This is a genomic window from Pseudomonas sp. SP16.1, from assembly GCF_052682975.1.
Genome location: NZ_JBQYFZ010000001.1, coordinates 1,254,257 through 1,268,075, shown reverse-complemented (window position 1 = coordinate 1,268,075; position 13,819 = coordinate 1,254,257). Strand labels below are relative to the sequence as shown.

At 66.8% G+C, this 13,819-nt stretch carries 12 protein-coding genes; all 12 read right to left on the bottom strand.

Annotated elements, in window-relative coordinates; all coding sequences use genetic code 11:
• Window positions 1–37 precede the first annotated feature (37 nt).
• On the bottom strand, window positions 38–991 hold the full coding sequence (locus tag ACUTAF_RS06200; protein ID WP_445579156.1) for a PA2778 family cysteine peptidase: 954 nt from the start codon (window positions 989–991) through the stop codon (window positions 38–40).
• Complete coding sequence (locus ACUTAF_RS06195) at window positions 976–1,383, bottom strand: PA2779 family protein (protein ID WP_445579155.1); 408 nt, start codon at window positions 1,381–1,383, stop codon at window positions 976–978. The genes ACUTAF_RS06200 and ACUTAF_RS06195 overlap by 16 nt, the downstream gene beginning before the upstream one ends.
• An 81-nt stretch (window positions 1,384–1,464) precedes the next feature.
• Window positions 1,465–3,189 (bottom strand): hybrid sensor histidine kinase/response regulator, encoded by a 1,725-nt coding sequence (locus ACUTAF_RS06190; RefSeq protein ID WP_445579154.1) that lies wholly within the window; start codon window positions 3,187–3,189, stop codon window positions 1,465–1,467.
• Window positions 3,173–4,336 (bottom strand): alcohol dehydrogenase-like regulatory protein ErcA, encoded by a 1,164-nt coding sequence (gene ercA, locus ACUTAF_RS06185; RefSeq protein WP_445579153.1) that lies wholly within the window; start codon window positions 4,334–4,336, stop codon window positions 3,173–3,175. The genes ACUTAF_RS06190 and ercA overlap by 17 nt, the downstream gene beginning before the upstream one ends.
• A 76-nt stretch (window positions 4,337–4,412) precedes the next feature.
• Window positions 4,413–6,326, bottom strand: a complete 1,914-nt coding sequence (locus tag ACUTAF_RS06180; RefSeq protein WP_445579152.1) for an alpha/beta hydrolase family protein — start codon at window positions 6,324–6,326, stop codon at window positions 4,413–4,415.
• The gene (gene pqqE, locus ACUTAF_RS06175; protein ID WP_445579151.1) at window positions 6,314–7,468 is read right to left on the bottom strand and encodes a pyrroloquinoline quinone biosynthesis protein PqqE; all 1,155 of its coding nucleotides are present in this window, start codon (window positions 7,466–7,468) and stop codon (window positions 6,314–6,316) included. The genes ACUTAF_RS06180 and pqqE overlap by 13 nt, the downstream gene beginning before the upstream one ends.
• The gene (pqqD, locus tag ACUTAF_RS06170) at window positions 7,440–7,718 is read right to left on the bottom strand and encodes a pyrroloquinoline quinone biosynthesis peptide chaperone PqqD (protein WP_445579150.1); all 279 of its coding nucleotides are present in this window, start codon (window positions 7,716–7,718) and stop codon (window positions 7,440–7,442) included. Before pqqD ends, pqqE begins: the two co-directional genes overlap by 29 nt.
• A gap of 88 nt (window positions 7,719–7,806) precedes the next feature.
• Complete coding sequence (gene pqqC / locus ACUTAF_RS06165) at window positions 7,807–8,559, bottom strand: pyrroloquinoline-quinone synthase PqqC (protein ID WP_445579149.1); 753 nt, start codon at window positions 8,557–8,559, stop codon at window positions 7,807–7,809.
• Between the two features lie 72 nt (window positions 8,560–8,631).
• Window positions 8,632–9,546, bottom strand: coding sequence for a pyrroloquinoline quinone biosynthesis protein PqqB (gene pqqB, locus ACUTAF_RS06160; RefSeq protein ID WP_445579148.1), 915 nt, complete (start codon window positions 9,544–9,546; stop codon window positions 8,632–8,634).
• A gap of 47 nt (window positions 9,547–9,593) precedes the next feature.
• Window positions 9,594–9,665, bottom strand: coding sequence for a pyrroloquinoline quinone precursor peptide PqqA (gene pqqA / locus ACUTAF_RS06155; protein ID WP_003243383.1), 72 nt, complete (start codon window positions 9,663–9,665; stop codon window positions 9,594–9,596).
• A gap of 501 nt (window positions 9,666–10,166) precedes the next feature.
• Complete coding sequence (gene exaC / locus ACUTAF_RS06150; RefSeq protein ID WP_445579147.1) at window positions 10,167–11,687, bottom strand: acetaldehyde dehydrogenase ExaC; 1,521 nt, start codon at window positions 11,685–11,687, stop codon at window positions 10,167–10,169.
• Window positions 11,688–11,982: 295 nt separating this feature from the next.
• Window positions 11,983–13,758 carry a methanol/ethanol family PQQ-dependent dehydrogenase gene (locus ACUTAF_RS06145; RefSeq protein ID WP_445579146.1) on the bottom strand — a complete coding sequence of 592 codons (1,776 nt, stop codon included), beginning with the start codon at window positions 13,756–13,758 and terminating at the stop codon, window positions 11,983–11,985.
• Between the last annotated feature and the right edge of the window lie 61 nt (window positions 13,759–13,819).

The following is a 13,819-nucleotide window of genomic DNA, read 5'->3' as shown; positions in this document are numbered from 1 at the left end:
AAGAACGGCGACCTCGGGCGCCGTTTTTTCGTTTGCCTCAGGGACAGACGGGCAAGGCCTGGCACTGCCCCGCCGCGGCGCTCGCCTTCAGCGGAGTGGCGAAGCGCGCATCCTCCGGCGCCAGGCGCCGGGCGCAGGCCTGCGCCTGCTCCGCCGTCTGCGCGCAGCCCTGCTCGCCGAGCAGTTGCGCCAGGTTGAACCAGCCGGCGGCGAAATCCGGCTCACGCTGGACGCTGGCCCGCAGCGCCTGCTCGGCGCCTCCAAGGTCACCATCGGCATAACGACTGTTGGCCAGGGCGAACCAAGTCAGGGCCTGCTCCGGCCAGGTCTGGGTGGCGCGGCGATAGGCGCGCTGCGCCGCCGTCTTGCGTCCGGTCTGCTCCAGATCGCTGGCGGCCTTGAGCCAGGTGCGCGTGTCGGCCTGCGCCGGCAGCTTGTCCGGCGGCAACGTCACTACGGCCCAACGACCGCCCCGCGCCCAGCTCTGGTCGAAACTGGCGAAGTCATCAAGCAGACGCCGCGTGGTCCCGGAGCGCAGAATCAGGGTGCGTTCGCGCCGGTCGTAGCCGACCACCACCGCGAAGTGCCACTGCGGATACCAGTCGAATGCCAGGTTCTGCAGCACCAGCACCGGATTGCCGGCGGCGACCTCGGCCAGCACCGCCTCGAGACGCGGTTGCAGCGGATACACCAGCATGTCCTGCGCGCGCGCCGCCGCGACCATCTCCACCTGCAGGCTGCCTTCGCGGCCGGGGATGTAGACCTTGTCCTTGAGGGTGCCGGGGGTGGTCGACAGCCCGCGCTGGTTGAGCAGCGTCGCCAGCGCGGCCGGGCCGCACTGGTAAGCATCCTGGGCGAAGAAGGGAACGTCGCTCAGCTCCACCCGTTCAGGCAAGCGCTCGGCCTCCGGCGAAAGCACCGGAGAGCGAGCACATGCAGCGAGTAGAGCGATAACGGCGATACAGCAAAGACGAATCAGCGATTGATGCATTTGATGAAACTGAAGATGTTGGTGGCGCACAGCATATCAGTGATGATGAAGATCACCAGGAACAGCACGATGATGCCGACCACACCGGCACCGGCCGGGGCCTGATCGAGCTGCTGGTTGAACTGCGCCAGTTCGGCCGGGGTCAGGCTGGCGATACGCGACTCGACCTGCTCACGGTCGACGCCCATGGCCACCAGCTTTTCCTTGACCTGCTCATCGTCGAGCATGGCCATCAATTGCTCCTGATCGACCTGGTGCTGCCGTTCAGCGAGTATCTCCGGGGTGCCGATCATCGCCGCGTTGGCAGCGGGTATCTGCACCACCAGCAGCAGGTGGAATAGCGCGGTGATAGCCGCCAGGCGGCGCATGGTGGGATGCATGGACATTGTCATTGTGGTTATCTCCTGAGACGACAAGGTAGCCAGTAGACAGCATAGTCGCCGCTCAGGTTCACAATGCGCTCGTGAGCTCGTTCACGAATCCTGCAGCAACTGGCTCAGCACAGCGCGCAGCTTGCCCGGCTTGACCGGCTTGTTCAGCAGCGGCGCGCCCAGGGCCTGCAGCTCGCGGCGACAGGCGTCGCTACGATCGGCGCTGATGATCAACGCCGGAATCGGCCTGGCGAACGCCTCGCGCAATTGCTGGATCACCTGGCAGCCGAGCACGCCGTCGTCGAGGTGGAAATCCGCCAGTATCACCTCCGGTGCCCGGCCCTGCAGGCGCTGCAGCGCTTCGGGCAGATCCAGCGCGGTAACCACCTCGCAGCCCCACTGACCGAGCAGCGCGGCCATGCTGTGCAGGATCGCCTCTTCGTTGTCGATCACCAGCAGGCGCCGCCCCGGCAGCGGGTCGCCGAGCGCCTGCAGCGGCGTCGGTTGCGCCAGGCGCCGGGGCTGTTGTGCGGCGAGCGGCACGCGGATGCTGAACAGCGAACCGCGCCCGGGCTGCGAACTGACCCGCACCGGATAGCCGAGCATGCGGGCGATACGCTCGACTATGGCCAGGCCGAGACCGACGCCCTTGCGCTCGGTGGCGCGACCCACGTCCAGTTGATTGAACTCGAGAAAGATCTTGTCCAGCTGGTCGGCGGCGATGCCGCGCCCGCTGTCCCATACCTGCAAGTCCAGATACTGGCCGCGCCGTCGCGCGCCGAGCAGCACACCGCCGGTCTCGGTGTAACGGCAGGCATTGCTGAGGAAATTGCGCAGGATGCGCGTGAGCAGACGAAAATCGGTGTGCACCGCGCAGTCGACGATGCGCACGCGCAGGCGCAGGCCGCGGGCCACGGCGACGCCGTCGAATTCCGAGGCCAGTGGCGCCAGCAGCTCCTCCAGGCGATAGACGTCGAGATCCGGCTTGATCGCCGCCTGGTCCAGCTTGGAGATGTCCAGCAGGTCGGTGAGCAGGTCTTCGGCGCCCTCCAGCGCCAGGTGGCTGCGCTCGACCAGGTTGTGCTCAGCGCTCGGCAACTGCCGCTCGCGTAGGGTGGAGATCAGCAGCCGCGCGGCGTTGAGCGGCTGCAGCAGGTCGTGGCTGGCGGCCGCGAGGTACTTGTCCTTGCTGCGGTTGGCGGCCTCGGCGGCGTCGCGCGCCTCGCGCAGGGCCTGCTCGATGCGCTCGCGCTCGACGATCTGGCGCTGCAGGTTGCGGTTGGACTCGAGCAGTTCGTAGGTGCGCGCGGCCACTCGCCGCTCCAGCTCGTCGTTGAGCTGTTGCAGGCGCTGCTGGGCCTGCTTGCGCTCGGTGATGTCGGCGACGAAGCCCTCGAACAGCCCCTCGCCTTCGGGCTTGAGCAACAGGTTCATCAGTACGTCGATGACACTACCGTCCCGCCGGCGCAACTGGGTCTCGTAGCCGACCAGACCAGCGCCGCGGCCCAGCTGCTCGCGAATCCGCGCCAGTTCGTCGAAGCCGCCGACGAACAGCTGACGCGCCAGATCGCCCAGCGACCAGAGCACCTGCTGCGGATCGTCGTAGCCGAGCATGCGCGCCATGGCCGGGTTGGCCGCCAGCACGCCCTGGGTCAGGCTGGCCTGGAAGATGCCGTGCACGGCGTGTTCGAACAGCCATTTGTAGCGGTTACGCTCGGTTTCCAGCTCCTCCAGGCGCGCCAGCAGCTCGGGATAGTGACTCTTGCGCGCCGACTGGCTGCCGAGCCCCAGCAGTCCGGTCAGGGCCTCGTCAGAGCGCCTCGCCATAGACCACCTCGACATCGCGCTGGGTCGACTCGCGCGGATTGGTGAGGATGCACGGATCGTCCATCGCATGGCTCGACAGGAAGGGAATGTCGGAGCTGCCGACACCGTGCAGGCCCAGCGTTTCGTGGAACCCCACAGCCCGTTTGAAGGCGATCAGGTGCTCGACCAGACGCTGGCGGATCTGTGCGTGGTTCAGGCCGCGGCAGTCGATACCGAGGGTCTCGGCGATCACCTTGAAACGCTCCGGCGCGGCGCTGTAGTTGAACGCCACCACGTGCTCGACCAGCACCGCATTGCACAGGCCGTGCGGCAGGTCGAGGAAGCCACCGAGACTGTGGCTCATGGCGTGCACCGCGCCGAGGATGGCGTTGGAGAAAGCCAGGCCGGCCTGCATGCTGCCGAGCATGATCTTCTCGCGCAGGGCAATATCGGCCGGGTTGGCGATCATCTGCACCAGGTTGCCGTTGATCAGGCGCATGGCCTCCAACGCATGGGGGTCGGTGAGCGGGCCGTGGCCGGTGGAGACGAACGCCTCGATGGCGTGCACCAGCGCGTCGATGCCGGTACAGGCACTGAGGAACGGGTCCATGCTCAGGGTGGTTTCCGGGTCGATCAGCGACACGTCCGGCACCACCGCCTTGCTGACGATGGAGAACTTCATCCGTTCCTGCTGGTTGGAGATGATCACGAACTGCGACACATCGGCCGAGGTGCCGGCGGTGGTCGGGATCAGGATCAGCGGCGGGCTGGGCACGCGGATGGTGTCCACCCCCTCGAATTCGAGGATGCTGCGACCGTGGGCGACGACGATGCCGATGCCCTTGGCGCAGTCCATCGGGCTGCCGCCGCCGACCGCGACTATCACGTTGCAGCCCTCGCTGCGATAGACCTCGGCGCCCTGCATCACCTCCTCGGCCCGCGGGTTCGGCGAGACCCGGGTGTACAGGCTGTAGGCGATGCCCTGGGCCTGCAGGCTCGCCTCGACATCGGCGGTCCAGCCGGCGGCGACCACGCCGGGATCGGACACCACCAGCACCTTGCGCGCGCCGAAGGTCTTGGCGTAGTTGCCGACGTTATGCCGGGAGCCGGCGCCGAAGATGATCTCCGGGGAGACGAATTTACGCAGTTGACTCAAATCGTGGCTCATACAACGGCCTGATCTTGTTGTTATGGGATGGCGTCCAGCCTACTGCATTGCTCGGCCAATGCAATGCAACCTGTGGCTAGCGTAGACGCTGGTAGAAGTTCCATTCGCCGCGCAGCGCCTGCGCCAGATTCGCCGCCTGGCGAAATCCATGGCGTTCGCCGGCGAACAGGCGGTACTCGACCGGCACGCCACGCGCGCGCAGCGCCGCCACCATGGCCTCGGTCTGGCTCGGCACCACCACCGCATCCAGCGCGCCCTGGAAGAAGATCACCGGCGCGGCGATACGCCCGGCCTGCAGCACGGGCGTGCGCGCCCGGTAGCGTTCGGCGTCGCGCCCTGGGTCGCCGATCAGCCAGTCCAGGTAGTCGGCCTCGAACTTGTGGGTGACCCGGCGCAGCGCCAGCGGGTCGCTGACGCCATAGAGACTGGCGCCGCCGCGCAGCTCCGGAATCTCGGCCAGGGCGCGCAGGGCGCTGTAGCCGCCGGCGCTGGCGCCGCGGACGAAAACCCGCTGCGGATCGATCCGCCCCTCGCCGGCCAGGGCCTCAATGGCGACGCGGATATCCGCCACCTCCAGCTCGCCCCACTGTCCTTCTAGACGCAGCCGGTAGGCACGACCATAGCCGCTGCTGCCGCGGTAGTTTAGATCGAGCACGGCGTAGCCGCGCAGCGTCCAGAAGGCGATGCGCGGATCGAACACGGGATAGCAGGCCGAGGTGGGGCCGCCATGCAGGAAGATCACCAGCGGCGGACGCTCGGAGTCATCAATCGGCGCATAGAAAAAACCATGGCAGCGCTCGCCCTCGCCCACCGCGCAGGTAAATGGCTGCGGCCGGGCCAGATGCTTCTCGCTCAGCGGCGCCTCGCCGCCGGCCAGCACCTTGACCGCGCCATCGTCCCTACCGATCGCCAGCACAGCCGGCAAACGATCCGGCGCGGCGGCGATGCAGTAGAAGTGCCCGGCATCGGCGGTCAGGGAGCGGAAGCGGGTGAAGTGCTCCGCGAGACGCCGCGCCGTGCTTGCTGTTCCGTAGGGTGCGCCGTGCGCACCAGCAGTATCGGCATCCAAAGAATTGGAGCGCGCGGCCTGGGCGGCCTCGCGACACCCTACCAGCACGCCGACGCCCTGCTCGAAACGGGTCAGCAGCATCTCGCCATCCCCGAGTGGCAGATAGGTACGGCCACCCAGCTGCCAGGGCGCGGCTGCATGATCATGGGGCGCGCCCTGGGGTTGCGCGGCGCTATCGACACACCAGGGCTGCCACCACCCGGCCTCGTCGCTCAGTACCCACAGCCTGCCCTGGGGATCGAAGCGCGGCTGCTGCAGGGCCTGATCGCGCCCCTGCCCGGCCAACACCCGGGTAGGCTTGCCCGACTCGCGCTGGCACAGGCGCGTAGCGACCCAGGGCTGGTCGGGGCGATCCCACTCGATCCAGGCCAGGCGCCGGCCGTCGGCGCAGGCCACCGGCGCGGCATAGAAGTCCGCGCCCTCGACCAGTACCTGGCGCTGGCCATCGAGACCGATACGCACCAGGCGATGCACCACCGCGCCGGCTGCATGGCTCTCCTCCACCGCCAGCAGCGCCTGCCAGGCGGGGACGAAGGACAGATCGCCATAACGGCAGTGAGGCTCATCGGTGATGACGTAGGGTGACGCGGGGCCGCCCAGGCCATGCGCACCACCGCCCCCCCCGATATCGATGAGATAGACCTGCTGATCGCTGTCATTGACGAAGGCCACGCCCTGCTCGGTGGCGCAGCAGGCGCCGCCGCCGTATTCGTAGACGCGACTGCCCACGGAAAACCCCGGCGGGGTCAGCTCGATGGCGACGCCGTCACGCCAGAAGAACAGCCCGCAGCGCGCCCGCAGCGGATCGAAAGCCACCCACAGCAGGCCGCCATGGACGGCGTGAAGCTCGGCGAAGTCGACGCTAGCGGCCGCAGCCTGTTCAGCGCTCCAGATCGAATCCGGGTCGGTCAGGCCTTGCATATGATTCGCGAGGCTTTCTCGTTGCGGTACTGCAGCTCGTCCAGCGCCAGCGGCGCGTCCTCGGCCTGCCGGCGGGCTGCGAGTATCACGTCGTGATGCGCCGACTTGCTGCACACCGGGTCGGCGTTGCTGGCGTCCCCTGTGAGCATAAAGGCCTGGCAGCGGCAGCCGCCGAAGTCGCGCGCCTTCTCGTCACACGAGCGGCAGGGTTCGGGCATCCAGTCGTCGCCGCGAAAGCGGTTGAAACCGAAGGAGTGCCGCCAGATGTGCTCGATGCTGTGTTCGCGCACGCTGGGAAACTGCACCGGCAACTGCCGCGCGCTGTGGCAAGGCAACGCGGTACCGTCCGGGGTGATGTCGAGGAACAGGTTGCCCCAGCCGTTCATGCAGGCCTTGGGGCGCTCCTCGTAGTAGTCGGGGGTGACGAAGATCAGCTTGCACGGGTGGTTCTCGGCGGCCAGCTTGTCGCGCCAGAGGTTGGTGATGCGCTCGGCGTGCTCGAGCTGGGCGCGGGTCGGCAACAGGCCGGCACGGTTGAGTTCGGCCCAGCCGTAGAACTGGCAGGTGGCGAGCTCGACGAAGTCCGCCTCCAGTTCCAGGCACAGCTCGATGATGCGCTCGATATTGTCGATGTTGTGCCGGTGGGTGACGAAGTTGAGCACCATCGGATAGCCATGCGCCTTGACCGCGCGGGCCATGGCCAGCTTCTGGGCGAAGGCCTTCTTCGAGCCGGCCAACAGGTTGTTCACCTCCTCGTCGGCGGCCTGGAAGCTGATCTGGATATGGTCCAGCCCTGCCTCGGCGAACTCGGCGATGCGCGCTTCGGTCAGGCCGATGCCGGAAGTGATCAGGTTGGTGTAGTAGCCCAGGCCGCGCGCCGCCGCGATCAGCTCGGCCAGGTCCTGGCGCACCAGCGGCTCGCCGCCGGAGAAGCCCAGCTGCGCCGCGCCCAGCTCGCGCGCCTGGCGAAACACCTCGATCCATTCGCCGGTGCTGAGCTCCGCCCCCTGCTGGGAGAAATCCAGCGGGTTGGAACAGTAAGGACACTGCAGCGGACAGCGGTAGGTCAGCTCGGCCAACAGCCACAAGGGCGGGCCGACCTGCACGCCCGGTTTAGCGAAGCTCGATCCAGAACTGGGCATGGGCCACCTCGATAAAGGCCAGGATGTCCTCGTCGATGCCGGGTACATCGGGGAAGCGCTGGTGCAGACTGTCGATGATCTCGGCCACCGAGCGCTTGCCGTCGACCTGCTGGAGAATCTCGCCGGCGCTGTCATTGAGTTTGATCATGCCTTCCGGGTAGAGCAACACGTGGCAGCCCTGCGCCGGCTCGAACTGCAGGCGGAAGCCGCGGCGGATGGCGGGGACATTGGGCAGGATGGGTGAGGTCATGATTTGGGCTCCGTCACGGTGCGCGCGGCGCACCCTACCTGGGACGCAGCAGCCATAGGGTGCGCGGTGCGCACCGACATACTGATGCTCATAGCGCGATCCCCCGATGCCAGACGCGCTCGGCGGTCACCGTGTGATACGGCGGGCGCTGCAGTTCGTAGGCCATGCTCATGGCGTCGAGCATGCTCCATAGCACGTCGAGCTTGAACTGCAGGATATCCAGCATGCGCTGCTGAGCCTCGACCGTGCGGTAGTGCTCGAGGGTGATGCGCAGGCCGTGCTCGACGTCGCGGCGCGCCTGGCTCAGGCGATTGCGGAAGTAGTCGTAGCCGGCCGCATCGATCCAGGGATAGTGCTGCGGCCAGGCGTCCAGGCGCGACTGGTGGATGGTCGGGGCGAACAGCTCGGTCAGCGAACTGCTGGCCGCCTCCTGCCAGCACGCTCTGCGGGCGAAGTTGACGTAGGCGTCGACGGCGAAGCGCACCCCCGGCAGCACCAGCTCCTGCGACAGCACCTGCTCGCGGTCCAGGCCGACCGCCTCGGCCAGGCGCAGCCAGGCCTCGATGCCGCCCTCCTCGCCGGGTGCGCCGTCGTGGTCGAGGATGCGCTGGATCCAGCCACGACGGGTTTCCCGGTCCGGGCAGTTGGCCATGATCGCGGCGTCCTTGAGCGGGATGCAGATCTGGTAGTAGAAGCGGTTGGCCACCCAGCCCTGGATCTGCTCGCGCGTCGCGCGGCCTTCGTACATGGCCCGGTGGTAGGGGTGGTGGATATGGTAGTAGGCGCCCTTGGCGCGCAGCGCCTGCTCGAACTCGGCGGGGCTCATGGCGGATTGGCTCATCAGGGTCTCCGATACGCGTTGCGTAGGGTGCGCCGCGCGCACCCGCGTTCTTTAAGGCGCACGCAGGGCACCTTACAAAGCGATGCTCATGCCGTCGAAGGCGACCTCGATTCCGCGGCGGTCCAGCTCGGCGCGCTCGGGCGAGTCCAGGTCGAGAATCGGGTTGGTGTTGTTGATATGAATGAGGATCTTGCGCGGCGCCGGCAGGCCGTCCAGCACCTCGAGCATGCCACCGGGACCGCTCTGCGGCAGATGGCCCATCTCGCTGCCGAGCTTGTCGCCGACCTCGCACTGGCGCATCTCGTCGTCGCGCCACAGCGTGCCGTCCACCAGCAGGCAATCGGCGCGGCGCATCCAGCTAAGCAGTTGCTCGTCCACCTGACCCAGGCCGGGGGCATAGAACAGCGTGCCGCCCGTGCGCAGGTCCTCGACGAACAGGCCAATGTTGTCGCCCGGATGCGGATTGCCACGGTGCGGCGAGTAAGGCGGCGCGCTGCTGCGCAGGGCGATGGCGGTGAGGCGCAGCCCCGGGCAGGCCGGGATGGCGAAGGGTTCGGCATCCAGCTCGATCAGCCGGTGCTGCAGGCCGCCGTTCCAATGGCCGAGCATATTGAACAGGGGAAAGCCCGTGGTCAGGTCCTGATGGACCATCTCGGTGCACCAGACCTGGTGCGGGCAGCCTTCGCGCAGGGTCAACAGGCCCGTGCAGTGGTCGATCTGGCTGTCGAGCAGGACGATGCCGGCGATCGCCGTGTCACGCACCTTGCGCGCCGGCTGCAGGGCCGGGAAGGCCTCGAGCTGGGCGCGGATGTCGGGCGAGGCGTTGCACAGGAGCCAGTTCAGCCCGTCGTCGGACAGGGCGATGGACGACTGCGTACGCGGCTGCGCGCGCAGGCTGCCGGTGCGCACGCCGCGGCAGTTGCGACAGTTGCAGTTCCACTGGGGAAAGCCGCCGCCGGCGGCGGAGCCGAGAATCTGGATATGCATGGCAGGTCACCGATGGGATGCCCCGGACGGACCGGGGCCAAGGTCGATCAGCGGTTGGCGAAGTACATGGTCACTTCGAAGCCAATGCGCAGGTCGGTGTAGGCGGGTTTAGTCCACATGGTGCGGTCCTCTTGTTATTGCGCCGGGGCATTCCGGCAACTCCATTAAGCCCCCGCCGGGCAGGTGGCCAAATGGTACTTTGGGAGTAGACCGGGCTGGCATTGGTAGGTAGCGCAGGACAACCCCCGACGGCCAGCGGATCGCGGCCCGCGGGGTGCGCCGTGCGCCCCAGATTCCCTTCCAAATGCATGCGGATGGCCATGAGGCCGTCCCCGGTCGCGCTGCGCGCAGCCTAGGCAGACCCGCGACACCCTCCAGGTACCGGCTATTCCTTCAATATTGGGGCATGGTCGATGGAAAAGGTTCGACGGCGATTTCAGCGCAGCGCTGCCGGCACTGGGTTGTGCCGAATATAAAAAACGCGGCCGAAGCCGCGTCGCGATAAGGGCCTGCTGCCGTACAGGCTCATGGCTGCCCGCAGGTCCACCCGGGTAGGGTTCCTCGCCGTGCAAAGGGCGGCGCGCCGGAGCGAGCGCGCCGCTTTGTGGATGCATCAGAACTCAGAAGAAGCCCAGCGGATTGATGTCGTAGCTGACCAGCAGGTTCTTGGTCTGCTGGTAGTGGTCGAGCATCATCTTGTGGGTTTCGCGGCCGACGCCGGATTTCTTGTAGCCACCGAAGGCGGCATGCGCCGGGTACAGGTGGTAGCAGTTGGTCCAGACGCGGCCGGCCTTGATCGCCCGGCCCATGCGGTAGGCGACGTTCATGTCGCGGCTCCACACCCCGGCGCCGAGGCCGAACTCGGTGTCGTTGGCAATGGACAGCGCCTCGGCCTCGTCCTTGAAGGTGGTCACGCCGATCACCGGGCCGAAGATCTCCTCCTGGAACACGCGCATCTGGTTGGTGCCCTTGAGTAGGGTCGGCTGGATGTAGTAGCCGCTGGCAAGGTCGCCCTCCAGCTTCTCCGCCGCGCCGCCGGTCAGCACCTGGGCGCCTTCCTGCTGGGCGATCTCCAGGTAGGAAAGGATCTTGTCGAATTGCTGCTGCGAGGCCTGGGCGCCGACCATGGTCTCGGTGTCCAGCGGGTTGCCGCGCTTGATCTGCTTGATCTTCTTCATCACCTCGACCATGAACGGCTCGTAGATGGTCTCCTGCACCAGCGCGCGCGACGGGCAGGTGCACACCTCGCCCTGGTTGAAGAAGCCCAGCACCAGGCCTTCGGCGGCCTTCTCGATAAAGGCCGGCTCGGCGTTCATGATGTCTTCGAAGAAGATATTCGGCGACTTGCCGCCCAGCTCGACGGTGGACGGGATGATGTTCTCGGCGGCGCACTTGAGGATATGCGAGCCCACCGGGGTGGAGCCGGTGAAGGCGATCTTGGCGATGCGCTTGCTGGTGGCCAGCGCCTCACCGGCCTCGCGGCCGAAGCCCTGGACCACGTTGAGCACGCCTGCCGGCAGCAGGTCGCCGATGATTTCCATCAGCAGGGTGATCGACAGCGGGGTCTGCTCGGCCGGCTTGAGCACGATGCAGTTGCCGGCGGCCAGCGCCGGAGCCAGCTTCCAGGCGGCCATCAGCAGCGGGAAGTTCCACGGGATGATCTGCCCGACCACGCCCAGCGGCTCATGGAAGTGATAGGCCACGGTGCCGTCGTTGATCTCGGCGGTGCTGCCTTCCTGGGCACGGATGCAGCCGGCGAAGTAGCGGAAGTGGTCGGCGGCCAGCGGCACGTCGGCGTTCAGCGTCTCGCGCACGGCCTTGCCGTTGTCCCAGGTCTCGGCCACGGCGAGCAGTTCGAGGTTGGCTTCGATACGGTCGGCGATCTTCAGCAGGATGTGCGAGCGCTCCTGCACGCTGGTGCGGCCCCAGGCGTCGGCGGCGGCATGCGCGGCGTCCAGCGCCCTGTCGATGTCAGCGGCGTTGGAGCGGGGGAATTCAGCGATCACCGAGGCATCGACCGGGCTGGTGTTGCTGAAGTACTGGCCGCTGAGCGGGGCGACGAACTCGCCGTTGATGTAGTTGCCGTAGCGCGGTTTGAGGGTGACGACGGCGCCTGGAGTACCCGGTTTCGCGTAAATCATGATGCTGACCTCTCTTGTTGTCGGAGCCCGCTGCCAATCGGGGAAGCGAGTCATGGTTCGATCTTAGGAAGGGCCTTGCGACCGCGGTATGCACCCATGGCACAGATCGTCTCGTCATTTGGTAGTAGAGCGGCGAGCGGTCTGCTTCGGGCCTTTGGCAGCGGGGCGGCAGGGCCGTGGAAACTAAAGGCTAGACCCGCTCGCCTGGTCTTGCGCTGCCGAGAAGAAAAATCGTCCGGGCGTAGAAACGACCATGGCCGGACAGAGTCCGGCCATGGTGCGACGCACTATCCGATCAGCGCTTGGCGACCAGCTCCTTCGGCAGCTTGAAGGTCCACAGCATGCCGCCCTGGTTCAGGTGCTTGACGCGCTTGGCCACCTCGCCGCCCCACAGCGGTACCGCGCCACCCCAGCCGGACAACACCGAGACGTACTGCTCGCCGTCCATCTCCCAGGTCACCGGCGAGCCGATCACGCCCGAGCCGGTCTGGAATTCCCAGACCTTCTCACCGGTCTTGGCATTGAACGCCTGCAGGAAGCCTTCCGGGTTGCCGGTGAACACCAGGTTGCCCTTGGTGGTCAGCACACCGCCCCACAGCGGCGCGTAGTTCTTGTGGCGCCAGACTTCCTTGCCGGTCTTCGGATCGATGGCGCGCAGCACGCCAATGTATTCCTCGTTGAGCGGCTTGATGGTGAAGCCGGCGCCCAGGTAGGCCGCGCCCTTCTTGTAGGCGATGTCTTCGTTCCAGATGTCCATGCCCCACTCGTTGGAGGGCACGTAGAACAGGCCGGTGTCCTGGCTGTAGGCCATGGGCATCCAGTTCTTGGCGCCGAGGAAGGCCGGCGCGGCGAACACGCTCTTGCCCTTCTCGGCCGCACTCGGCGAACCCGGACGGTTGCTGTCGTCGTAGATCGGCCGGCCGTTCTTGTCCAGGCCCTTGGCCCAGGTGATCTTGTCGACGAAGGGGAAGCCGCGGATGAACTTGCCGTTGGTGCGGTCGAGCACGTAGAAGAAGCCGTTACGGTCGGCGGTGGCCGCGGCCTTGATGGTCTTGCCACCCTCCTGGTAGTCGAAGGAGATCAGCTCGTTGACGCCGTCGAAGTCCCAGCCGTCGTGCGGGGTGGTCTGGAAGTGCCACTTGATGCTGCCGTCGTCCGGGTTGAGCGCCAGGCGCGAGGAGGAATACAGGTTGTCGCCGGGGCGCAGGTGCGAGTTCCACGGCGCCGGGTTGCCGGTGCCGAAGAACAGCAGGTTGGTGTCGGCATCGTAGTAGCCGCCCAGCCAGGGCGCGGCGCCGCCGGTCTTCCACAGGTCGCCCGGCCAGGTCTTGCCGGCTTCGCCGCCGCTGATGCCGTTCTCGATGGCCTTACCGTCCTTGTAGACGTAGCCCATGTGGCCCTCCACGGTCGGGCGGCTCCACAGCAGCTCGCCGTTCTTCGGGTTATAGGCCTCGATCTTGCCGACCACGCCGAACTCGCCGCCGGACACCCCGGTGATCAGCTTGCCGCCCACCACCAACGGCGCCGCGGTGATGGAGTAGCCGGCCTTGTGGTCGGCCACGCTCTTGCGCCAGACCACCTTGCCGGTGTCCTTGTTCAGCGCCACCAGCTTGGCGTCGAGGGTGCCGAAGATCACCAGATCGTCGTACAGCGCCACGCCACGGTTGATCACGTCGCAGCAGGGACGGATGTCATCCGGCAGGCGCGCCTCGTACTGCCACAGCTCGCGGCCGGTGCGCGCATCGACGGCGAATACCCGCGAGTAGGAGGCGGTGACGTACATCACGCCGTCCTTGATCAGCGGCTGAGCCTGCTGGCCGCGCTGCTTCTCGCCGCCGAACGACATGGTCCAGACCGGGCGCAGCTCTTTCACGTTCTTGTCGTTGAGGATGCTCAGCGGGCTGTAGCGCTGGCCCTGCAGGCCAATGCCGTTGGTGACGATCTGGTCGGTGGTGGTGGCGTCCTTGAGAATCTCGGCGTCGGTGACCGCCAGGGCGGCGGCGGATGGCATCAGCATCGCCGCGCACAACGCGGTGAGGATCAAGGGCTGGCGAAGACCGGAGTGTTTCATTGCGGCTACCTCTGCGGGTTCATTGTTATTGCCGGGAATTTTTCCCGGTCTGGCGCAAATT